This is a genomic window from Chelativorans sp. YIM 93263, from assembly GCF_028767125.1.
Classification (GTDB): domain Bacteria; phylum Pseudomonadota; class Alphaproteobacteria; order Rhizobiales; family Rhizobiaceae; genus Chelativorans.
Genome location: NZ_JAKCWP010000010.1, coordinates 115,368 through 136,093, shown reverse-complemented (window position 1 = coordinate 136,093; position 20,726 = coordinate 115,368). Strand labels below are relative to the sequence as shown.

At 61.3% G+C, this 20,726-nt stretch carries 20 protein-coding genes; 13 read left to right on the top strand and 7 right to left on the bottom strand.

From position 1 onward, the window contains the following. The first annotated feature begins 30 nt into the window (after positions 1-30). Both LY631_RS18285 and LY631_RS18280 read left to right on the top strand, forming a co-directional pair. Positions 31-1,086 carry a Fe(3+) ABC transporter substrate-binding protein gene (locus tag LY631_RS18285; protein ID WP_274427027.1) on the top strand — a complete coding sequence of 352 codons (1,056 nt, stop codon included), beginning with the start codon at positions 31-33 and terminating at the stop codon, positions 1,084-1,086. 59 nt (positions 1,087-1,145) lie between these two features. Further along, entirely contained in the window at positions 1,146-2,846 is a 1,701-nt protein-coding gene (locus LY631_RS18280; protein ID WP_274427026.1) for an ABC transporter permease, read from the top strand. Positions 2,847-3,136: 290 nt separating this feature from the next. Here the strand turns inward: LY631_RS18280 and groL are convergent, their stop codons facing one another. Next, positions 3,137-4,786 (bottom strand): chaperonin GroEL, encoded by a 1,650-nt coding sequence (gene groL / locus LY631_RS18275; RefSeq protein ID WP_274427025.1) that lies wholly within the window; start codon positions 4,784-4,786, stop codon positions 3,137-3,139. A 62-nt stretch (positions 4,787-4,848) separates the two neighbouring features. After that, positions 4,849-5,145: a co-chaperone GroES gene (gene groES, locus LY631_RS18270; protein ID WP_274427024.1), complete on the bottom strand. Its 297-nt coding sequence runs from the start codon at positions 5,143-5,145 to the stop codon at positions 4,849-4,851. A 148-nt stretch (positions 5,146-5,293) separates the two neighbouring features. Between groES and LY631_RS18265 the strand changes: the two genes are divergently transcribed. Further along, positions 5,294-6,217: a DMT family transporter gene (locus LY631_RS18265; RefSeq protein ID WP_274427023.1), complete on the top strand. Its 924-nt coding sequence runs from the start codon at positions 5,294-5,296 to the stop codon at positions 6,215-6,217. Positions 6,218-6,226: 9 nt separating this feature from the next. Here LY631_RS18265 and LY631_RS18260 read toward each other — a convergent pair whose 3' ends face one another. Continuing rightward, positions 6,227-6,865: a DNA-3-methyladenine glycosylase I gene (locus LY631_RS18260; RefSeq protein ID WP_274427022.1), complete on the bottom strand. Its 639-nt coding sequence runs from the start codon at positions 6,863-6,865 to the stop codon at positions 6,227-6,229. 232 nt (positions 6,866-7,097) lie between these two features. Between LY631_RS18260 and LY631_RS18255 the strand changes: the two genes are divergently transcribed. Next, on the top strand, positions 7,098-7,904 hold the full coding sequence (locus LY631_RS18255; protein ID WP_274427021.1) for a L,D-transpeptidase: 807 nt from the start codon (positions 7,098-7,100) through the stop codon (positions 7,902-7,904). A gap of 87 nt (positions 7,905-7,991) precedes the next feature. Here LY631_RS18255 and glcF read toward each other — a convergent pair whose 3' ends face one another. Genes glcF through LY631_RS18235 form a run of 4 tightly spaced genes read right to left on the bottom strand, consistent with a single transcriptional unit; the run spans position 7,992 to position 12,510 of the window. Beyond that, the gene (glcF, locus tag LY631_RS18250; RefSeq protein WP_274427020.1) at positions 7,992-9,314 is read right to left on the bottom strand and encodes a glycolate oxidase subunit GlcF; all 1,323 of its coding nucleotides are present in this window, start codon (positions 9,312-9,314) and stop codon (positions 7,992-7,994) included. A gap of 6 nt (positions 9,315-9,320) precedes the next feature. After that, entirely contained in the window at positions 9,321-9,701 is a 381-nt protein-coding gene (locus LY631_RS18245) for a DUF4870 family protein (protein WP_274427019.1), read from the bottom strand. A gap of 44 nt (positions 9,702-9,745) precedes the next feature. Further along, positions 9,746-10,954 carry a glycolate oxidase subunit GlcE gene (glcE, locus tag LY631_RS18240; RefSeq protein WP_274427051.1) on the bottom strand — a complete coding sequence of 403 codons (1,209 nt, stop codon included), beginning with the start codon at positions 10,952-10,954 and terminating at the stop codon, positions 9,746-9,748. 59 nt (positions 10,955-11,013) lie between these two features. After that, the gene (locus LY631_RS18235; protein WP_274427018.1) at positions 11,014-12,510 is read right to left on the bottom strand and encodes an FAD-linked oxidase C-terminal domain-containing protein; all 1,497 of its coding nucleotides are present in this window, start codon (positions 12,508-12,510) and stop codon (positions 11,014-11,016) included. Between the two features lie 129 nt (positions 12,511-12,639). On the opposite strand from LY631_RS18235, the gene LY631_RS18230 reads away from it, so the two are divergent. From LY631_RS18230 to rpmH, 9 genes are all read left to right on the top strand, one after another. After that, positions 12,640-13,473 (top strand): FCD domain-containing protein, encoded by an 834-nt coding sequence (locus LY631_RS18230; RefSeq protein ID WP_274427017.1) that lies wholly within the window; start codon positions 12,640-12,642, stop codon positions 13,471-13,473. A 4-nt stretch (positions 13,474-13,477) separates the two neighbouring features. Then, positions 13,478-14,248, top strand: a complete 771-nt coding sequence (locus LY631_RS18225; RefSeq protein WP_274427016.1) for a (Fe-S)-binding protein — start codon at positions 13,478-13,480, stop codon at positions 14,246-14,248. Next, positions 14,248-15,684 (top strand): LutB/LldF family L-lactate oxidation iron-sulfur protein, encoded by a 1,437-nt coding sequence (locus tag LY631_RS18220; protein ID WP_274427015.1) that lies wholly within the window; start codon positions 14,248-14,250, stop codon positions 15,682-15,684. The genes LY631_RS18225 and LY631_RS18220 overlap by 1 nt, the downstream gene beginning before the upstream one ends. Continuing rightward, entirely contained in the window at positions 15,681-16,376 is a 696-nt protein-coding gene (locus tag LY631_RS18215) for a LutC/YkgG family protein (RefSeq protein WP_274427014.1), read from the top strand. Before LY631_RS18220 ends, LY631_RS18215 begins: the two co-directional genes overlap by 4 nt. Continuing rightward, positions 16,348-17,112, top strand: coding sequence for a metallophosphoesterase family protein (locus tag LY631_RS18210; RefSeq protein ID WP_274427013.1), 765 nt, complete (start codon positions 16,348-16,350; stop codon positions 17,110-17,112). Before LY631_RS18215 ends, LY631_RS18210 begins: the two co-directional genes overlap by 29 nt. A 474-nt stretch (positions 17,113-17,586) precedes the next feature. Further along, positions 17,587-18,081 (top strand): hypothetical protein, encoded by a 495-nt coding sequence (locus LY631_RS18205; RefSeq protein ID WP_338000447.1) that lies wholly within the window; start codon positions 17,587-17,589, stop codon positions 18,079-18,081. A gap of 31 nt (positions 18,082-18,112) precedes the next feature. Beyond that, a complete protein-coding gene (locus tag LY631_RS18200; RefSeq protein ID WP_274427012.1) occupies positions 18,113-18,868 on the top strand; it encodes a 16S rRNA (uracil(1498)-N(3))-methyltransferase in 756 nt (251 codons plus the stop codon). 87 nt (positions 18,869-18,955) lie between these two features. Beyond that, on the top strand, positions 18,956-20,329 hold the full coding sequence (locus tag LY631_RS18195; protein ID WP_274427011.1) for a glutamate--cysteine ligase: 1,374 nt from the start codon (positions 18,956-18,958) through the stop codon (positions 20,327-20,329). A 238-nt stretch (positions 20,330-20,567) separates the two neighbouring features. After that, the gene (gene rpmH, locus LY631_RS18190; protein WP_274427010.1) at positions 20,568-20,702 is read left to right on the top strand and encodes a 50S ribosomal protein L34; all 135 of its coding nucleotides are present in this window, start codon (positions 20,568-20,570) and stop codon (positions 20,700-20,702) included. The last annotated feature ends 24 nt before the right edge of the window (positions 20,703-20,726 follow it).

Here is a 20,726-nt window from a genome sequence, read left to right as displayed (position 1 = left end):
TCTTGTCTCCCACCGGCGAGGAGAGTCGATATGTTTGCCAACACCTTCCATCTGAAGACGGGCCTTGCTGCCCTAGCAGTATCCGCCGCCGCGGTGCTTCCCCCCGTTTCCGCTCAAGCGCAAGACGTTGTGAACGTCTATTCGTCGCGGCAGCCCTTCCTGATCGAGCCGCTGCTCGATGCATTCACGGAGGAAACGGGAATCGAAACCGAGGTCTTGTTCCTGCGTGAGGGACTGGAAGACCGCGTTGCCGCGGAAGGTGAGAATTCACCGGCCGACGTCATTCTGACGGTGGATATCGGCCGTCTGATCAATACCAAGGAAGCGGGCGTCACGCAGGCGGTCGAAAACGACGAGATCAACGCCAATATTCCGGAGCAGTATCGCGATCCGGAGGGGCACTGGTTCGGCGTCACGACGCGCGGGCGTGTCATCTATGCGTCAAAGGACCGTGTCGAGCAGGACACGATCACCTATGAGGAACTGGCCGATCCGAAATGGAAGGGCAGGATCTGCACGCGCAGCGGGCAGGCCATGTACAACATCGCCCTGTTCGCCTCGATGATCGCCCATCACGGCGAGGAAGAGGCCGAGGAGTGGATGAAAGGGCTGAAGGCGAACCTGGCGCGTAAGCCCGACGGCAACGACCGCGCTCAGGCCCAGGCAATCTACGCCGGCGAATGTGACCTGGGCATCGGCAACACCTATTATGTGGGGCTGATGATGAACAACGAAGAGGAGCCGGAACAGAAGGACTGGGCCGACGCGATCAAAGTTCTGTTCCCGAACTCGGAAGATCGGGGCACCCACGTCAACATTTCCGGCATGGCTCTCGCCAAGCACGCTCCGAACCAGGAGAACGCGTTGAAGCTGATGGAATTCCTCTCCGGCCCCGAGGCTCAGGCGATTTATGCCGAGCGCAATTTTGAGTACCCGGTGCATCCGGACGGCGAGGTTTCCGAGACGGTGCAGTCGTTCGGTGAGATCAAGCCGGATACGCTGTCGCTCGATGAAGTTGCCAAGCATCGCAAGGCCGCCTCGGAGATGGTGGACCGCGTCGGTCTCGACGACGGCCCTGAGAGCTGAGTGCAATTTGAGATGCAGGTGGCGAAGCCGGGCCGGATAGCTCGGCTTCGCCATTTGAGATGAGCAGCTTCACCCTCAGAGAACCACCACCCGTCCATGCGCCTCGTGCGGGCAGAACGCGCCGCCAGCGCCATCCGCTGACCCTTGCGGTCGCCACGCTCGTTGCCATCGTCGTTCTTCTGCCCATCGCGACGGTGATCATCATCGCACTTTCCGGCACGGGCGCCGACTGGCCGCATCTGGCGCGATACGTACTCCCTCAGTCCCTCCTCACTACAGTCGTGCTTCTTTTCCTCGTCGCGCTTGGCAGCGGCGTTACGGGTGTAGGCTGTGCCTGGCTCGTGGTGGCCTATGATTTTCCCTTGCGCCGCACCTTTGCGTGGGCGCTGGTCTTGCCGCTCGCTGTGCCGCCGTATCTCTCAGCCTATGCTTATGGCGAGTTCTTTCACTATGTTGGGCCAGTTCAAACGGCTTTAAGAGCGCTGTTCGGCTTCGAGCGATCAACAGACTACTGGTTCCCCGAGATCCGCTCCACTCCTGGTGCGGCCATTGTCATGAGTTCCGTCACTTTTCCTTATGTCTATCTGACGGCGCGGGTCGTTTTCATCATGCAGGGGCGGAATATCGCCGACGTGGCGCGGACGCTGGGCGCGGGGCCTGCGCGTGTCTTTCGCCGCGTCCTTGTGCCCGTCGCCCGTCCGGCAATCGTTGCCGGTCTGGCGCTGGTGCTCATGGAAACCCTCAACGATATCGGCGCGGTGGAGTTTCTCGGCGTGCGCACGCTGACGCTCTCCGTCTACTCGACGTGGCTCAACCGAGGCAGCCTTGAAGGCGCGGCTCAGATCGCGATCGTCATGCTTTTTTTTGTGCTCGGGCTTCTCTTCGCGGAGCAGGCAGCACGCCGAAAGCAGCGCTTCCATTCGGCACGCGCCACGCAGATGAAAGCGCGCCCGCCCCGAATACCGCTTTCGGGCTGGCGAGCGGCGGCTGCCTGCGCAATCGCCACGTTTCCTGTTCTCGCCGGCTTCGGCATTCCTCTTGCCGTCTTCGGACGGTACGCGCTGAACCGGCTTCACCAATTCGCCGAGCCGGCGCTTGGGGAAGCTCTGGCGACCAGCGTCGTTATCGCATTCGCCACTGCCATGCTGGCCGTTGGCGTGGCCCTTCTCCTGCTTTATGCGGTGCAGGTTGCGCGTTCTTCCATGATGCACCTCCTCGTGCGTTTTGCCACGATAGGTTATGCGCTGCCCGGGACGATCCTGGGGCTGGGCCTCATGATCTCTCTTGCGCGGTTCGACAATTTCTTTGATGCCTTGGCGCGGGATTATGCCGGATTCTCGACAGGTCTGCTCTTGACGGGGTCTGCGACCGCGGTCGTTCTCGCCTGCTCGATCCGTTTTCTCGCCCTTGCGGAAGGTGCAATTCGCGCAGGAATGGAGAAGCTTCCGCCCAATCTCGACGAGGCGGCGCGCAGCCTTGGCCGCTCGGCGCCAAGGAGCGCTGCGACCGTGCTCCTGCCGCTTCTCCAACCGGCCATTCTCACCGCCGCTATTCTGGTCTTTGTCGATACGGTGAAGGAATTGTCGGCGACAATCCTGCTCAGGCCGTTCGGCTTTAACACCCTTGCCACGTATGTCTATGAGAACGCATCCCGCGGCGCGCCGGAGGAGGGCGCCGTCGCGGCTCTGGTCATCATCGCAACGTCGATCGTGCCCGTCATCCTTCTGTCCCGTCCGCTCATGCGCGATCGAGATGCTTAAAAAAAAGCGCCCCGATTGGGGCGCAGAGTATGAGAAACAGAGTGCTGCAAAACTGGGCCTGCGGAGTCTCTCGACCGAAATGGTCTCCAGCAAGTTGTCTACGAATATTGGCGCTGTTTCTTAACAGAACCTTACCAGAATAGATGACAGCCGCCTCGCGGGAAAAGGTTCAGTTTCCTGGTAAATTTCGCTGTTAGATTTTGTTAACCCTGAACCGGACCCGCAGGGGGGAATCGAAAAAGGGCGCCCGAAGGCGCCCTTTTCCGATGGATATGCGGTTGGTTGGCTTCTTAGAAGCCCATGCCGCCCATACCACCCATGCCGCCCATGTCGCCGCCGGGGGCCGGAGCCGCACCTTCCTTCTTCGGAAGCTCGGCGACCATGGCCTCGGTTGTGACGAGCAGGCCGGCTACGGAAGCGGCATCCTCAAGCGCGGTGCGCACGACCTTCATCGGGTCGACGATGCCCATCTGGATCATGTCGCCGTACTCGCCTGTCTGGGCGTTGTAGCCGTACTTCACGTCGTCGTTTTCGAGGATCTTGCCCACGACGATCGAGGCTTCTGCACCGGCATTGGTTGCGATCTGGCGTGCCGGAGCCTGAACCGCGCGACGGACAATGTTGATGCCGGCGTCCTGGTCGGCATTATCGCCCTTGACCTTGATCGCGGCGGAAGCACGCAGAAGCGCCACGCCGCCACCGGCGACGATGCCTTCCTCGACGGCTGCGCGGGTTGCGTTCAGCGCATCGTCGACGCGGTCCTTCTTCTCCTTCACCTCGACCTCGGTCGAGCCGCCGACACGGATCACCGCGACGCCGCCAGCGAGCTTCGCAAGGCGCTCCTGCAGCTTCTCGCGGTCATAGTCGGAGGTGGTCTCCTCGATCTGCGCCTTGATCTGGGCAACACGGCCCTCGATCTCTTCCTTCTTGCCGGCGCCGTCAACGATGGTCGTCTCTTCCTTGGTGATGGAAACCTTCTTGGCACGGCCCAGCATGTCAAGCGTGACATTCTCAAGCTTGATGCCGAGATCCTCGGAGATCACCTGGCCACCGGTCAGGATGGCGATGTCCTCGAGCATGGCCTTGCGGCGGTCGCCGAAGCCCGGAGCCTTTACGGCGGCGATCTTCAGGCCGCCGCGCAGCTTGTTGACGACCAGCGTGGCGAGCGCCTCGCCCTCGACGTCCTCAGCGATGATGAGCAGCGGCTTGGACGACTGAACGACGCTCTCCAGAACAGGCAGCATTGCCTGCAGGTTGGACAGCTTCTTCTCGAAGAGCAGGATGTAGGCGTCGTCGAGCTCAGCCACCATCTTCTCGGCGTTGGTGACAAAGTAGGGGGAGAGATAGCCGCGGTCGAACTGCATGCCTTCGACAACTTCGAGTTCGGTCTCGGCGGTCTTGGCTTCCTCGACCGTGATCACGCCCTCATTGCCGACCTTCTGCATGGCCTCAGCGATCATCTCGCCGACTTCTTTCTCGCCATTGGCCGAAATCGTACCGACCTGCGCCACCTCTGCCGAGGTGTTGATCTTGGTCCGAGCATTCGCGAGGTACTCAACAACCTCGGCGACAGCCTTGTCGACACCGCGCTTCAGATCCATCGGGTTCATGCCGGCGGCAACGGCCTTGTTGCCTTCCTGCAGGATCGACTGGGCGAGAACGGTGGCCGTGGTGGTTCCGTCACCGGCGATGTCGTTGGTCTTCGACGCCACCTCGCGCACCATCTGCGCGCCCATGTTCTCGAACTTGTCTTCGAGCTCGATTTCCTTGGCGACGGTAACGCCGTCCTTCGTAATGCGCGGGGCACCGAAGGACTTGTCGAGCACGACGTTGCGGCCCTTGGGGCCGAGGGTCACCTTCACCGCGTCGGCGAGGGTGTTGACGCCACGCATCATACGCTCGCGTGCGTCACGGGAGAATTTTACTTCTTTAGCAGCCATGTTTTCCACTCCTGGGCTGATCAAAGCCCTGTTGGATTGCGTTTCGACTCAGGCTCGAAAGCTCAGCCGATGACACCCATGATGTCGGATTCCTTCATGATCAGGAGATCCTCACCGTCGAGCTTGACTTCCGTGCCGGACCACTTGCCGAAGAGAACGCGGTCGCCTTCCTTAACGTCCAGCGGAACAACCTTGCCGCCTTCGTCGCGCGCGCCGGAACCGACGGCGATAATCTCGCCTTCCTGCGGCTTCTCTTTGGCGGTGTCGGGAATGATGATCCCGCCGGCCGTCTTCTCTTCGGATTCGACCCGGCGAACGACCACACGGTCATGAAGCGGGCGAAAATTCGTTTTGGCCATGTCCTGAACCCTTGATTCGGATGATGAAATGGGCTTTCACTCCGCCCGGACAGGCAGAGCGTTGTTAGCACTCGACCGAGGTGAGTGCTAACGCCGAAGCAGATAGTCGGGCTGCCCGTTAAAGTCAAGAGAAACGGGGCCCGGATGAATGCAGAAGCACGCAATTTCCACTGACCGCCCGCTTCTGGGCGTCCTCCTCATGGTGGGCTTCTGTGCGCTGGTTCCCTTCAGCGACTCCCTTGCCAAGATTCTCGGCGAATCTATTCCGCTGTTCGAACTGCTCGTCGTCCGCTTCAGCGCCCAATCACTGCTGGTGCTGCCCTACATTTTCTGGAGCGGTCGCAGCCTTGCCATGAGCCCGCGGGTTCTCAGGCTCACCGCATTGCGTACGGTCCTGCAGGTCATCGGTATCGGCGCCATGTTCACCTCCCTCCGCTACCTGCCGCTGGCCGACGCCGTTGCCATCGCCTTCGTCATGCCCTTCATCATGCTGGTTCTCGGGCGGACGGTGTTGAACGAGGAGGTGGGGCCGCGCCGCCTTGCCGCTTGCATTGTCGGCTTCATTGGGACGCTTCTCGTAATCCAGCCAAGCTTTTCCGTCGTCGGCGTGCCGGCGCTTCTGCCGCTCCTCGTTGCGTTTGCCTTTGCACTGTACATGCTGGTCACCCGGCAGATCGTCCGGGATGCCGACCCCATCGTTCTTCAAGGCGTGAGCGGGTTCATGGCGGCCAGCGTCCTGATCGTGCTGCTCATCGTGACGGCGGGCAAAGATGTTCCGGGGTTCGGCCTGGTGATGCCGAACCAGACCGAGGCGATCCTGCTGGTCGGCCTCGGCGTGCTGGGCACCATGACCCATCTTCTAATGACCTGGTCCCTGCGGTATGCACCGTCCGCGACGTTGGCGCCGATTCAGTATCTGGAAATTCCCTTCGCCACACTCATCGGCTGGATCATTTTCCGCGACCTGCCGAATGGGTTTGCCGCAGTCGGCATTCTCATCACCATGGCTGCGGGGCTTTATATTGTCTTTCGTGAAAGGAGTCTGGCGCAGCCGGTCCCGCAGGAGACCTGAGCGCAGCCGCTAAATCGGCCGCTTCAGACGCTGCCGCTCTTCCTCAATTACCGGACGCATGAAGCAGCCTTCGATGTGATCGTTGACCAGCCCCATGGCTTGCATGAACGCGTAGACCGTTGTCGGGCCGACAAAGCTCCAGCCGCGTTTTTTCAGGTCCTTGGAGATGCGGGTGGAGACTTCCGTCTTCGGATTGGCCATCAGGGTCGGAAAATCGAGCCGTCCCGGCCGATCCTCCCGTTTTGGCTCCTGCCGCCAGAAATAGCGGGCCAAGGAGCCTTCCTCCTCGCAAAGTTCGATTGCGCGGCGTGCATTGTTGATTGTGGAGCGAATCTTGCCGCCATGCCGGATAATGCCGGCATTGCCGAGCAGCCGCTCGACATCGGCGTCGGTAAAGCCGGCCACCTTTTCGAAATCGAAACCGGCAAAGGCCTCGCGAAAATTCTCACGCTTGCGCAGGATGGTCAGCCAGGAAAGCCCGGACTGAAAGCCCTCCAGGCACAACTTTTCGAAAAGCCGCTTGTCGTCGGTGACCGGCCGGCCCCACTCGTCGTCGTGATAGGCCATGTAGTCCGGTCGATTCGCATGCCAGAAACAACGCGTCCTTCCGTCCGGTCCCTCGATCAGTCCCGTATTGTCCTGGCTCATCTCGCCCCTATCCTCGCTTAAGTTGGTGTTCACCAATCTGCTGAACGCGTCGGTAACCACACTGCTTGGTTTTCACGACATATCGCATTTAATGCTTCCGGATTCACCATTCGCTTGCAGCGCCTGTGCAGCATGCTGACAAAGTGTGTGCCGCTCCAGCGATGCAATTGTGTTCGTTGGAAGGGATTACACGTAGGAGATCGATAGCAAGCTTCAGCCGCGGGTGATCGAAATGAAGGTGATATTCAGCGCCGTAGCCATTTTGGCGATGTTGTTCGTTCCTGGCTTTGTCCAGGCGCAGAGCCGCTATTCAGAACGACCGCCGTCCCTGGTCAGTCCGGATTTGGCCGCCCCCTGGGTGCTGCAGTTGCGCAGGCCCGATACACGAGCGCAGCCGCACTACGAAACTCGCCAGCAGCAAATCCACAATCGGCAGATCCATCGTCGCCAGGTGCATCGACGGCAAGTTCATCCCGTCCCCCGCCAACGGCAGCGGTATGTCGGACGCTCCGTAGAGCGTCCGCCGCAAACGAGTACGGCGGCGGTCGCCACGCGCGCGCCGTCGGCACCAGCCCATAACATGGATCCGAAGTTCCTGCCGCAGACGGTTCCTTATGACGGGCCGCACGCGCCGGGAACGATTGTCATCGATACAGGGAGCCGCTTCCTCTATCACGTCATGGAAGGCGGCAACGCACGGCGCTATGGCGTTGGTGTGGGTAAGCAAGGTTTCGAATGGAGAGGCACGGAAAAGATCACGCAGAAACGTGAGTGGCCTGACTGGCGCCCTCCGAAAGAGATGATCGAACGCGAGCGGAAGAAGGGAAACATCCTGCCGGCGCATATGAAGGGTGGGCCGGAGAATCCGCTTGGAGCACGCGCCCTGTATCTCGGATCGACGCTTTACCGCATTCACGGCACCAATGCGCCCTGGACCATCGGCAAAGCCGTTTCGTCCGGTTGCATCCGCATGCGCAACGAAGATGTTATGGAGCTTTACGAACGTATTCCCGTCGGGGCCAAAGTCGTGGTAATCTGATTCCATTCGAACGGGGGACGAGTCGGCAGAGGGGATGCTGACTTGCCGTGAGGAAAAGGCAGCGCTTTAATCGAGGCGCTGCCTTTTCTATGCGCTCTCTTTTACGCGTCCTTCAATATCGGCAAGGCTGGCGGGCTCTGGCCCGCCATAGGCCCAATCCAGAAGCTCGACGGTGTGCACGACGGGCAAACGAGTGCCGGAACCGATCTGCGTCATGCATCCAATATTCCCCGTAGCGACCAGATCCGCATCCGTCGCCTCGACATTCTTTATCTTGCGTTCGCGCAGGCGGCCCGCGATCTCAGGCTGCAGAATGTTGTACGTCCCGGCCGAGCCACAGCACAGATGCCCTTCGGCCGGTTCCTTCACGGAAAAGCCGGCATGCGTAAGCAGTGCTTTCGGCTGGCGCGTAATCTTCTGCCCGTGCTGCATGGAGCAGGCGGAGTGGTAAGCAACGGTCAGCCCCGGCACGAAGGCCGGCTCGGGCAGGTCCAACCCGTCCAGGTATTCGGTAATGTCTTTGGCCAGTGCCGAGACCTTCGCCGCCTTGTCCGCATAGGCCGGGTCCAGGCGCAGCATATGGCCATAATCCTTGATGGTCGTGCCGCAGCCCGAGGCGGTGATGATGATTGCGTCAAGCTCGCCGTTTTCGACTTCCTTTATCCAGGCATCCACATTACGCCGCGCGAAGTCTAGCGCCTCTTCCTCCCGGCCCATATGGTGCACCAGCGCCCCGCAGCAGCCTTCGCCCTCTGGCACGGCCACCTCGATGCCGAGCCTCGAAAGCAGTCGGCTCGTCGCAGCATTGATGCCGGGGTCGAGCACGGATTGCGCGCAGCCGCCGAGGATCGCCACGCGCCCGCGCGGTTCGCCCGAAGGACGGGTAGGTTGCGGTGCGCTGCGCGGAGGCAGCCGCCCAGGAGCCAAGTCCAGCATGGAGGCAACCGGCTTCAGGCCGGGTAGCGCGCGGAATAGCGGTGCGAGAGGCCGGCCGAGCCGGCCCAGCCCGAGCGCGAATCGAAACCGCTCAGGATAAGGCAGAATTCGTGCCAGCACGGCCCGCGTGATGCGGTCGAGCAGCGGCCGCTTATAGGTCTTCTCGATATGCGCACGCGCATGGTCGACAAGATGCATATAGTTCACGCCCGAAGGACAGGTGGTCATGCAGGAGAGGCAGGAGAGGCACCTGTCGATATGCGTGACCGTGTCGCGGTCCGCGGGACGGTTGTTCTCCAGCATCTCCTTGATGAGGTAAATGCGCCCGCGCGGGCTGTCGAGCTCGTTGCCGAGCTCGACATAGGTCGGGCAGGTGGCGAGACAGAAGCCGCAATGCACACATTTGCGCAGAATCGTTTCAGATTCCGCGACCTGTGGGTCGGCAAGCTGCCTGGCCGTGAAGTTGGTTTGCATAAGAGTCTAGAGCATCCAGCTTTCAGGGTTCTTGATCGGTACGTTGCGGCTGACCTGCTGCAGACCGATGACGACGCGCACAACGGCCCAGATCGCCACCGCAAGCATGAGCAGGAACCCGATACCCACCACCATCAGGATCACGGAGACGAGTGCGAAAAGCAGGCCGATCCAAAAGGTCCGAATCGCCCAGGTGTAGTGCGTCTCAATCCATTCCTCGGACTTGCCGCGGTTGAGATAAGCCAGCACGATGCCTACCAAAGCGGTGACGCCGAGCACCAGGCTGACGAGATAAAGAACATAGATCACCTGGATATTGCTCTGCCCCGGCTCCAGCCAGCCGTTGGACTTGCTGGGCGGGTTAGGTTGTGGCGTCGTTTCGTTCATTCCTGTTTCTCCCAAGCTTCTGGAGGGGGCACTGTATCACGGGCTCAGGGGCCCGCCATCCGCCCCGGATTGAGAATGTTTTTCGGATCGAACTGCTCCTTCAGCCGGGCGGAAAGCGCGGCGAGTGCCGGCTGCTGCGGTTGGAACACCGGGATGGCGGCCCGCACAGACAAGGGCGCGCGGACAAGCGTGGCGTGCCCGCCGCCGAAATGGGCGATGATCTTGCGCAGGATTTCGGCTTCCGGATCCGCCTCCATGCGCATCCAGACAAGCCCGCCCTGCCAGTCGTAATAGACGTTTGCTCCGGCGGCGCGGCGAAAGGCGTCCACGACCTTGTGGCCCTCGCTCGGAGTGACGGAGACGCGCCAGATCGGTGCCGGCGTGCCATCGGCAAAGGGCTTGCAGTCGCGGATTTCGCGCCAGAGCGTGCGTGAGTCCTGCTCTTCGATTGTTTCAGTCGCGCCATAGGGATTCAACAGGCGGGCAAGCAGATCGAGCCGGTAATCCACGGATGGCCCGAAGCCCTCAATGCGCAGCACGGTTTTTGGCGAGCCGGTAATGGCGCTGTTCAGGAACTTGCCAACGACACCTTCCGGCAGATGCGCGGCACCGGATACCTCGCCGCTGGAGCCCATCGCTTCGGCCATGGCGGCGGCGGCCTGGGCATCGTCGAGACCGGTGACAGCAAGCGTCTTTTCGGTTTCGGCTGCCGGCAGCACCTTGAAGGTGAGGTCGGTGACGACGGCCAACGTTCCCCACGAGCCGGCAAGCCCCTTGGATAGATCGTATCCGGTGACGTTTTTCACCACGCGCCCGCCGGACTTGAAAGCCTCGCCGCGCCCGGAGACCGCGTCTATGCCCAGAATATGATCACGCGCCGCACCGGCCTTGATGCGGCGGGGGCCGGAGAGATTGGCCGCGAGTGCTCCGCCGATCGTGCCGCGCCCGAAATCGCCGCCAAGCAGCGGGCCATAGTCCATCGGCTCGAAGGCGAGTTCCTGATCGTTTTTGGCAAGAAGGGTCTGGATCTCGGCGAGCGGCGTGCCGGCCTTGGCGGAAAGCACCAACTCTTCCGGCTCATAGAGGGTAATACCGGAGAGCCCCGACAGGTCGAGCGTGTGCTCCGCCTGCACGGGCCTGCCGATGCCCTGCTTCGAGCCCTGACCGACGACCTCCAGCGGGGTCTCTTCGCCTGCAGCCCAGCGCACGGTTTCAAGCACGTCGGCCGATGTTTGCGGGGTAAAGGTGGTCATGGCTGGAGGACCGCCGTGCTTACCATGGACCATTGCACTCTGTTCTCCAGCACCACCCCTTAAAACCTCTCCAACTCGGGAAACGGCATTTGCCCGCGATGGATGTGCATTCGGCCGAGTTCGGCGCAGCGGTGAAGCTGTGGGAACATCTTGCCGGGATTGAGCAGATGGTTCGGGTCGAAGGCGCATTTAACGCGGATCTGCTGGTTGAGATCGTCCGCGGTAAACATCTCCGGCATCAGGTCGCGCTTTTCTACGCCCACTCCATGTTCCCCGGTGAGCACCCCGCCGACCTTGACGCAGAGCCGCAGAATGTCGGCGCCGAATTCTTCGGCCTTTTCCAACTCGCCCGGCTTGTTCGCATCGTAAAGCACGAGCGGATGCAGATTCCCGTCGCCGGCATGAAAGACGTTGGCCACGCGCAAACCGTATTTCTCCGAAAGCTCGCGCATACCCGAAAGCACGCGCGGCAGTTCCTTGCGCGGGATCGTGCCGTCCATGCAGTAATAGTCCGGCGAAATGCGCCCGACGGCGGGGAAGGCAGCCTTGCGCCCGGCCCAGAAGGACATGCGCTCCTCGTCCGAGTTGGAGACGCGGCTGGTGGTAGCTCCATTCGCTTTAGCCAGTTCCTCCACGCGGCCGATCAGGTGATCGACTTCCGCCTGCGGCCCGTCGAGCTCGACGATCAGGAGTGCCTCGACATCGAGCGGATAGCCTGCATGGACGAAATCTTCCGCCGCGTGAATGGCAGGCTTGTCCATCATCTCCATACCGCCGGGGATGATGCCGGCGCCGATGATATCGGCGACACATTGCCCCGCTTCCTCGCTGGAGGGAAAGCCGATGAGAAGCGCGCGCGCCGTCTCGGGCTTCTTCAGAATGCGCACGGTGACTTCTGTCACCACGCCAAGCAGGCCCTCCGAACCGGTCATCAGACCGAGAAGATCATAGCCTTCCGCATCGAGATGCTTGCCGCCGAGGCGGACGACCTCACCCGTCATCAGCACCATTTCGATCCCGAGAATGTTGTTGGCGGTCAGCCCGTATTTCAGGCAGTGCACGCCGCCGGAATTTTCCGCCACATTGCCGCCGATGGAGCAGGCGATCTGAGATGACGGATCGGGTGCATAATAAAAGCCTTTATGCTCGACCGCATTCGTGATGCCCAGATTGGTCACGCCCGGCTGTGCCACCACGGCCCTGTTGGCGTAGTCGATATCTAGAATCTTGTTGAAGCGGCTCATCACGAGCAGCACCGCATCCTGCAGGGGCAGCGCACCGCCCGAGAGCGAGGTGCCGGAGCCGCGTGGCACCACGCGGATATTGCGTTCGTGGCAATATTTCAGAATGCGTGAGACCTGCGGCACTGTCTCCGGAAGCACGACGACCAGCGGCATTTGCCGATAGGCGGTCAGGCCATCGCTCTCGAAGGCGCGCATTTCACTGTCGCTTGCCACCACGCCTTCGCCCGGTACGATAATGCGCATGTCGGCGATGATCTCCTCGCGCTTTTTCAGCGTGGCTTCATCGGCCTTGGGCATATGCGGTCCGGACATGGGGTCGTCCTCATGAGGCGTAGAGCTTACGGTACTTCACAACCGCGCTTGTCGAGATTGGTTAAAACATTTGACCAATCCTCGTCAATGTCGCTAGTTTGCGGTCGGCAGCATAAAGATCGTTGAACCGTGGATACCATCTTCTCCAGAGTTGAGCATAGCCGAACCGCAGATGCCGTAGTGCGCCAGATCGAGGGGCTGATCCTCGAAGGCGTGCTGCGTGATGGCGACCGGCTGCCGGCGGAACGCGAGCTGGCAAGCCGGATCGATGTTTCTCGGCCAATCCTGCGCAATGCGCTGAAGGCGCTGGAGGCGAAGGGACTGCTGGTAACGCGCCACGGCGGCGGCACGCATGTGGCGAACATTGTGGGCGAAGTCTTCGCCGCGCCCGTGCGTGAATTGATCGCTAGCCATCCTGAGGCCACCGCCGATTATCTGGAGTATCGCCGCGAGATCGAAGCCGTTGCCGCCGAGATGGCTGCTCGGCGGGCGACGGAGGCAGACAACGCCCTGTTGGGCGACATCATCGCCCGCATGGAACATGCTCACGCCACCGCCGACTTCGAGGCCGAGGTGGAAATCGACGTCGAGTTCCACAACGCGGTAGGCGAGTGCGCGCACAATTTCGTGCTCCTGCACACCCTGCGCTCCTGCTATCGCCTGCTCGCGGATGGCGTGTTCTACAGCCGGGCGCGCATTTACGATCTGCCTGGTGCTCGCGAGAGCCTGCTGGCCCAGCACAAGGCGATCTTCCTCGCTATTCGCGACGGCGACCCGGCTGCTGGGCGCAAGGCAGCAATCGACCACATTGCCTATGTCCAAATGGCCAGCACAGAGGCCGAGCGCACGGGTGAATGGGAGAGGATTTCGCAGCTTCGCCTTCGACAACGCTCCGGCGTCGAGGGGAAGCGTCAAACATCAAAAACCGGAAGATCCGTGGCCGCGGACACGCAAACGGGATAATGCTTTGAAACAGGAAATTTCGAAACGGCCGCGCGTCGGTCTCTTTGTCACCTGCCTGGTCGATCTTTTCCGGCCCTCCGTCGGCTTTGCCTCGGTGAAGCTCCTGGAAAAGGCCGGCTGCGACGTCGAAGTGCCGATGGCGCAGACATGCTGCGGCCAGCCGGCCTACAATTCGGGTGACCGCGCCGATACGATCGCCATTGCAAAGAACACGATCAAGGCTTTCGAGGAATACGACTACATCGTCGCACCATCCGGCTCCTGCGCGGGAATGCTGAAGAAGCATTATCCACTCCTTTTCAAGGAAAGCGCGTGGGAGGAGCGGGCCGAGGCATTTTCAGCCAGGGTGCACGAGCTCATGAGCTTTCTGGTCGATGTCATGGGGGTGGAGCGTGTGGAGGCGGCGCATGAAGGCAACGTCACCTATCACGATTCCTGCTCCGGCCTGCGCGAACTCGGCATCCAAGAGCAGCCACGCCGCCTCCTGTCCTCCGTCTCTGGGCTTCAACTGAAGGAAATGCGCGACCCGGATGTCTGCTGCGGCTTCGGCGGCACGTTTTGTGTAAAGTACCCGGACATCTCGAACAAAATCGTCGCGGAAAAAACCGATAACATCCGGGCTTCCGGCGCGGATACGCTCTTGGCGGGCGATCTCGGCTGCCTGATGAATATGGCCGGCAAGCTGCAGCGAGAAGGCGCGGAGGTCAACGTGCGCCATGTGGCCGAGGTGCTGGCCGGAATGGATGGCCCGGCTATCGGCAAGGGTGAAAGCTGATGCAGATCACATCGCCGGAATTCAAGAAAAACGCGCGCAGCGCGCTGTCCGACACACAGCTGCAGAAGGCGCTCGGCCATGTGCGCACGGGCTTCATCGACAAGCGTCAGGCCTCGGTCGATGCGCTGCCGGAGTTTGATGAACTGCGGGATTCCGCCCGTGCCATCAAGGACCATACCCTGGCGCATCTGGACCTCTACCTGGAGCGCTACGAGGAGAAGGTGAAGTCGGCCGGCGGCTATGTCCATTGGGCCGAAACGGCAGAGGATGCCCGTTCCGTCATTCTCGATATCTGCCGCGCCGCGGGCGCCCGCACGGTGACCAAGGGCAAGTCCATGATCACCGAGGAGATCGGGCTCAACGAGTTCTTCGAGAAAGAGGGCGTCCGCCCCGTAGAGACCGACCTCGGCGAGTACATCATCCAGCTGCGCGGGGAGCACCCGAGCCACATCATCGCGCCGGCGGTGCACCTCAACAAGGAACAGGTGGAGGCGGATTTTCGCCGGGTGCACGACCACCTACGCCCCAATCGCGACCTCTCGGAGCCGGAATCGCTGCTTGCGGAAGCGCGGCGTGTGCTGCGCTCGGAATACTTCACAGCCGATGTGGGTATCACCGGTGCAAACTTCCTCGTGGCCGAGACGGGCAGTTCCGTCATTGTCACCAATGAGGGTAACGGCGACCTGACTCAAACGCTGCCGCGCGTGCACGTCGTCGTCGCGTCCATCGAGAAGGTCGTGCCGACGCTGGAGGATATGAGCCAGATCCTGCGCGTTCTCGCGCGTTCTGCGACAGGTCAGGACATGAGCGTTTATACCACCGTATCCACCGGTCCGCGCCGGCCGGGGGATCCCGACGGGCCGGATGAATATCACGTCGTGCTGCTGGACAATGGCCGCTCCTCCATGCTCGGCACGGAGTTTCAGGATATGCTGCGCTGCATCCGCTGCGGCGCCTGCATGAACCATTGTCCGATTTATCATGCCGTCGGCGGTCACGCTTACGGCTGGGTTTATCCCGGTCCGATGGGCGCGGTGCTCACACCGTCCCTCGCTGGCATCGACAAGTCCGGTCATTTGCCGAATGCCTCGACCTTCTGCGGCCGCTGCGAGGCAGTCTGCCCGATGAAGATCCCGCTGCCCAAGATGATGCGGCACTGGCGCGAGCGCGAGTTCGCCAGAGGGCTCAACCCGGCCACACAACGCTACGGCCTGCGCGCCTGGGCGTTATTCGCCAGCCGTCCACGGCTCTATCATCTGGCCGCGTCGTTTGCCATTCCGGCGCTATCTTTCTTCACGGGTCGGCGGCCGCGCTTTCGTTATCTGCCCTTCGCCGGTGGCTGGACGCGCCACCGCGATCTGCCCGCACCAGAAAACCGCACCTTTCTTCAGCAGTGGCGCAGCCGCCAGGCAGCAAAGCAGGAGGCGCAGGCATGAGCGGGCGCGAGGCCATTCTGAAAAAGGTGCGCGGGGCACTCGGGGCCCCATTGGACGATGCCGCGCGTGCAAAGGCCGTCAGACAGCGGCTCGCAAAAGCGCCGACCGGCGTGGTGCCCGCGCGTGGGCGTTTGCCGGAAGAGGAACGCATTGCCCTGTTCCGCCAAATGGCGGAAAAAGTCTCGGCAACGGTCGAGCACGTCAAAAAAACCGGCGACGTGCCGAACGCCGTCGCCGCTTATCTCCGGTCCAAGAACCTGCCGGCATCGGTTCGCATGGGTGGTGATGAGCGGCTAAGGGCGATGCCCTGGGGCCGGGTAAAGGCGCTGGAAACGAAAACCGGACCTGCCGACCCCGATGACGAGGTCGGCGTCAGCCATGCCCTCGCCGGAATAGCCGAAACCGGGACGGTCGCCTTGTATTCGGGTGTGGAGAATCCGACCACTGTCAATTTCTTGCCGGAGCACCATATCGTCGTGGTTGACGCGAAGGATATCGAGGGTGACCTCGAAACGACGCTATCGAGACTGAAAAAGAGGTTTGGCAAGGGAAAGATGCCGCGTACGTTGAACCTGATTACGGGGCCGTCGCGCTCCGGTGACATCGAGCAGAAGCTGCTGCTGGGTGCACACGGGCCGCGTGCGCTGCATCTCATTGTGGTGGATGACGGCAGAATTGGGAATAAGCTCTGAGGACGCGGTAACGCCCGATGGCATGCGCATTTACGCCATCGGCGATATCCATGGTTGCCACGATCTCATGGCCGAGATGCATCGGCGCATCATGGCCGAGATCATGGCCGACCGACCGAAGGACTGGCGGATCGTTTATCTGGGCGATTATGTCGATCGCGGTCCCGACTCTCGGCAGGTGATCGATTTTCTGGCCCACGCGACGCAAACCGACCCGCGTGTGATCGCTCTTGCCGGCAATCACGACATCGGCTTCCTGAGCTTTTTGTCGGAGCCGCGCGCGGAATGCATGTTCGCCGCCTATGGTGGCGAGGCGACGGCGCGTTCCTACGGTGTGACGATCGACTTCCACCCGCCGGAGGTGCTTGCACGCGGGCACGCGGCGCTACAGGAAGCGATGCCGCACCATCATATGAAATTCCTGCACAGCCTGAAGCTTTCCGCCACTTTCGGCGACTTCTTCTTTGCGCATGCGGGTATCAGGCCCGGCGTACCGCTGGACGCTCAATCTTCTGGAGATCTGGTCTGGATCCGTGAGCAGTTTCTGGAGTTTAGAGGCCTGCACCCCAAGGTCGTGGTGCATGGGCATACCCCCGCCGCGTCAGCTGAAATCCTGCCCAATCGAATAAATCTGGATACCCGCGCTTTTCACTCCGGCCGTTTGACAGCCATGGCTTTTGAGGGAGGGCGCAAGCGCCTTTTGGAGGTGACCCGTTCTATCGAGCCAGCTGGTTGACTCCATAGCCATCAACGGTCTGGAAGGCGCCGGAGTCGGACGCGGTATAAATGCCCGCGCCACTCAATATCACGGCGGAGAGCAGCATTAGCGATAGAATTGCAACACGCATTGGCTCATCTCATTTGCTAATCATTCGTTGATTATTGAACGGAAGGCGTTACCAATCGGTTCCCCAGAACGCGGGCTTTCGAAACTTCCATTTGTTCCGGTCTTGAGGGCCCGGGGAATGGCCGGGGCGCCGAAAAATGGCAAGGCTGCAGAGAGCGCAGACCACACCTTCTCGTGAAGCTGTTACGCATCGACAACAGTTTTGGTTGGCTTCAGGATGCTTCAGAACCGCGTTGATCCCTTTGGCGCCATTCATGCCGTCCCGGATCGCGGCCTTTTCATGGGCAATCGCGGTATCATCCATGATCCTGACGCACGAACGCTTTTGAAGCGTCGCTGGTCGACCAATGCTGGATCACCTGCTTGTGCGAGTTCGGTGATCGCCGGCGCGATGTCATGGGCCGCAATGGCACGAACGGTCGCGCAGGCTGGACCGAACTCTTCTTTCTCGACGAAGTGACGGCCCTGGCAGCCGGCCATCGCCCCTGTTTTTTCTGCCGGCGCGAAGATGCGCGCGCTTTCGCCGAGGCTTTTGCGCAGGGACAAGGCGCGAGCCATTTCTCCGCGCCGGAAATGGATCGGCAACTTCACCGGGAGCGCCGAGCCTCCGGCGGCAGTGCTGAGCTGCTCGATTCGCAACCGCTGGCAGCGCTGCCCGACGGCACGATGGTTGAGCGGTGGGGGCGGGGCTACGCGTTGAAAGGCGGCCGCCTGTTGCCCTGGGGCTTTGCAGGATACGAGACGCCGCAACGCCCGGAGCAGAGCGGCTTGGGATGGTCGCTGATCACCCCGCTGGCGACGGTGGCAGCGTTACGGCAAGGCTATTGTACTGTATGGCATCCTTCCGCCAACTCTTGACCGCAGCACCGCGCCGACGCATCAAGCGTCCATGCGAGCGAACTACAAAATGCAGCGGCTTTTCCTGCCTGACGACCTTTCGGCTGGTGTATCGGTCGAGATAGGGCGGCAGCATGCGCATTACCTGGCAAATGTCTTGCGCATGCGCGAAGGGGCGGAACTGCTCGTCTTCAATGGTCGCGATGGTGAATGGCGCGCCGAGATTACAGCACTTGGCAAGAAGTTTGTCTCCCTGTCTCTACACGAGATGACGCGCGCGCAAACACCTTCGCCGGACCTTCTTTATTGCTTCGCACCGCTCAAGCAGGGGCGCATCGACTATATGGTCCAAAAGGCCGTCGAGATGGGCGTAGGTGTGCTCCAGCCGGTGGTCACACAGCACACCCAGGTACCCAAGCTTGGAATTGACCGCCTTCGCGCCAATGTCGTCGAAGCTGCGGAGCAATGCGGCATTCTTTCGGTTCCCCAGGTGCACGAGCCAGCCAAGCTGGACCGGCTACTCGCCGCGTGGGAGGAGGGCAGGCGGCTAATCTATTGCGACGAGGACGCTCCGGGCAACAACCCCCTTCCCATCGTATCCGAACTCGCCGGACAGAAGCTGGGCCTTCTTGTAGGGCCGGAGGGTGGTTTTTCGGATGGAGAGCGCAAGATGCTGCGCGCACTCTCCTATGTGGCGCCCATTCCGCTCGGACCGCGCATCCTGCGCGCCGACACGGCGGCTGTTGCCGCGCTCGCGGTGATACAGGCCGCCGCGGGCGATTGGTGCGACAACGTAGACGGGGCGTGAAAGGCATGTTCAAAACTTTTGGCTTGATTGCCGCCCCCCACATCCTCCATCAGGTTGCACCTTAAAACAGGGCCGGAGAGAAAAACCATGGCGCGGGATACGACGGACGACCGGCCTATCGAGAACAAGGACGATCTGATTGCCTATCTCGCCTCGGGCTGCAAGCCGAAGCAGGATTGGCGCATCGGAACGGAACACGAGAAGTTTCCGTTCCACGTCGACGGCAATGGACCGGTTTCCTATGAAGGCCAGCGGAGCATCCGCGCCCTGTTGGAAGGCATGCAAAAGACGCTCGGCTGGAATCCGATCATGGATGACGGGCGGATCATCGGCCTTGTCGAGCCAACGGGGCAGGGGGCTATCTCACTGGAGCCGGGCGGTCAGTTCGAGCTTTCGGGCGCGCCTCTCGAGACACTGCACCAGACCTGCCGCGAGGGGAACGCGCATCTCGCCCAGCTTCGCGAGATTGCCGAGCCTTTGGGCATTCGCTTTCTTGGCCTCGGGGCCAGTCCGAAATGGCGGCTGTCCGAAACGCCAAAGATGCCGAAGTCGCGCTATGACATCATGACGGCTTACATGCCGAAGGTCGGCAGCCACGGCCTCGACATGATGTACCGCACCTGCACAATTCAGGTGAACCTGGATTTTTCCTCCGAGACGGACATGCGGCGCAAAATGCAGGCGGGCATGAGGCTACAGCCTTTGGCCACGGCGCTGTTCGCCAATTCCCCCTTCTCCGACGGCGCGCTCAATGGCTTCCAGTCGTGGCGGGCGGAAATCTGGCGCGATACGGACAATCAGCGGGCCGGGCTGCTGCCATTCGTGTTCTCGGAAAACTTCGATTTTGCCGATTATGTCGACTGGGCGCTCGATGTGCCCATGTATTTCGTCCTCCGTAAGGGACGGTATTTCGACTGCACCCATGTGACGTTCCGCCAGTTCATGGAAGGCGCCCTGCGCGACTCGGTGCCGCAGGGCATGCCCACCATGGGCGACTGGGCCAACCATCTGTCCACGCTGTTTCCCGATGTGCGGCTGAAGCGCTTTATCGAGATGCGCGGGGCCGATGGCGGACCATGGCGCCGCATCTGTGCCCTTCCCGCCTTCTGGGTCGGCCTGCTTTATGACAATGCCGCCCTGGACGCGATCGAGGATCTCACCAGAGCCTGGAGCCTTGAGGAGGTCGACGGCCTGCGTGATGCCGTGCCGGTCGAGGGCCTGTCGGCGACCTTCCGCAACCACGAACTGCGCGAGACCGCGCGTGAGGTTCTGGCCATCGCCCGCATTGGGCTGGCCAACAGGGCACGAATGAACAATGAGGGTTATGACGAAACGGGCTTTTTGACCCCGCTCGATGAGGTTGTGGCGCGCGGCACGACCAGCGCGGAAGAAATGGTCACCGCCTACAACACGCGCTGGGGCGGCTCCATCGAACCGGTTTTCTTCGAACACGCGTATTAGGAAAGTAGGGAAGTACGACTGAATCCGACATCACCGCCATGGCGTTCGTACGTCCAACCCCATTCCCTAATCCTTTATTCCCTACTCCTCATTCATTGACTTTCCGAAGCCCACTTTTTATAAGCCCCGCACGTTCGGGCCGACCGCCCGGCGCTTTTTTGGTGCGTCCTGGCGGTCTGAATGCTCCTGTTCATCGAGACAGAATGAAGAAGGGCCGCACACCGCGGTATTTAAACAAATGAAGCGCACTTATCAGCCCTCGAAACTCGTTCGTAAGCGCCGGCATGGTTTCCGTGCACGCATGGCCACAAAGGGCGGCCGCCGCGTTATCGCCGCTCGCCGCAGCCGCGGCCGCAAGCGCCTCTCGGCCTGAACCCCGAGGTGTGGAGCCGGGGGC

What these genes read in the sequence shown, in the direction of transcription:
- LY631_RS18195 (WP_274427011.1), top strand. Translation starts at nt 18,956, where the DNA reads ATGGCGCGGGATACGACGGACGACCGGCCTATCGAGAACAAGGACGAT.
- LY631_RS18265 (WP_274427023.1), top strand. Translation starts at nt 5,294, where the DNA reads ATGCAGAAGCACGCAATTTCCACTGACCGCCCGCTTCTGGGCGTCCTC.
- rpmH (WP_274427010.1), top strand. Translation starts at nt 20,568, where the DNA reads ATGAAGCGCACTTATCAGCCCTCGAAACTCGTTCGTAAGCGCCGGCAT.
- LY631_RS18235 (WP_274427018.1), bottom strand. Translation starts at nt 12,510, where the DNA reads ATGTCCGGACCGCATATGCCCAAGGCCGATGAAGCCACGCTGAAAAAG.
- LY631_RS18255 (WP_274427021.1), top strand. Translation starts at nt 7,098, where the DNA reads ATGAAGGTGATATTCAGCGCCGTAGCCATTTTGGCGATGTTGTTCGTT.
- LY631_RS18215 (WP_274427014.1), top strand. Translation starts at nt 15,681, where the DNA reads ATGAGCGGGCGCGAGGCCATTCTGAAAAAGGTGCGCGGGGCACTCGGG.
- LY631_RS18285 (WP_274427027.1), top strand. Translation starts at nt 31, where the DNA reads ATGTTTGCCAACACCTTCCATCTGAAGACGGGCCTTGCTGCCCTAGCA.
- LY631_RS18210 (WP_274427013.1), top strand. Translation starts at nt 16,348, where the DNA reads ATGACGGCAGAATTGGGAATAAGCTCTGAGGACGCGGTAACGCCCGAT.
- LY631_RS18245 (WP_274427019.1), bottom strand. Translation starts at nt 9,701, where the DNA reads ATGAACGAAACGACGCCACAACCTAACCCGCCCAGCAAGTCCAACGGC.
- LY631_RS18280 (WP_274427026.1), top strand. Translation starts at nt 1,146, where the DNA reads ATGAGCAGCTTCACCCTCAGAGAACCACCACCCGTCCATGCGCCTCGT.
- glcF (WP_274427020.1), bottom strand. Translation starts at nt 9,314, where the DNA reads ATGCAAACCAACTTCACGGCCAGGCAGCTTGCCGACCCACAGGTCGCG.
- glcE (WP_274427051.1), bottom strand. Translation starts at nt 10,954, where the DNA reads ATGACCACCTTTACCCCGCAAACATCGGCCGACGTGCTTGAAACCGTG.
- groL (WP_274427025.1), bottom strand. Translation starts at nt 4,786, where the DNA reads ATGGCTGCTAAAGAAGTAAAATTCTCCCGTGACGCACGCGAGCGTATG.
- LY631_RS18200 (WP_274427012.1), top strand. Translation starts at nt 18,113, where the DNA reads ATGCGAGCGAACTACAAAATGCAGCGGCTTTTCCTGCCTGACGACCTT.
- LY631_RS18260 (WP_274427022.1), bottom strand. Translation starts at nt 6,865, where the DNA reads ATGAGCCAGGACAATACGGGACTGATCGAGGGACCGGACGGAAGGACG.
- LY631_RS18220 (WP_274427015.1), top strand. Translation starts at nt 14,248, where the DNA reads ATGCAGATCACATCGCCGGAATTCAAGAAAAACGCGCGCAGCGCGCTG.
- groES (WP_274427024.1), bottom strand. Translation starts at nt 5,145, where the DNA reads ATGGCCAAAACGAATTTTCGCCCGCTTCATGACCGTGTGGTCGTTCGC.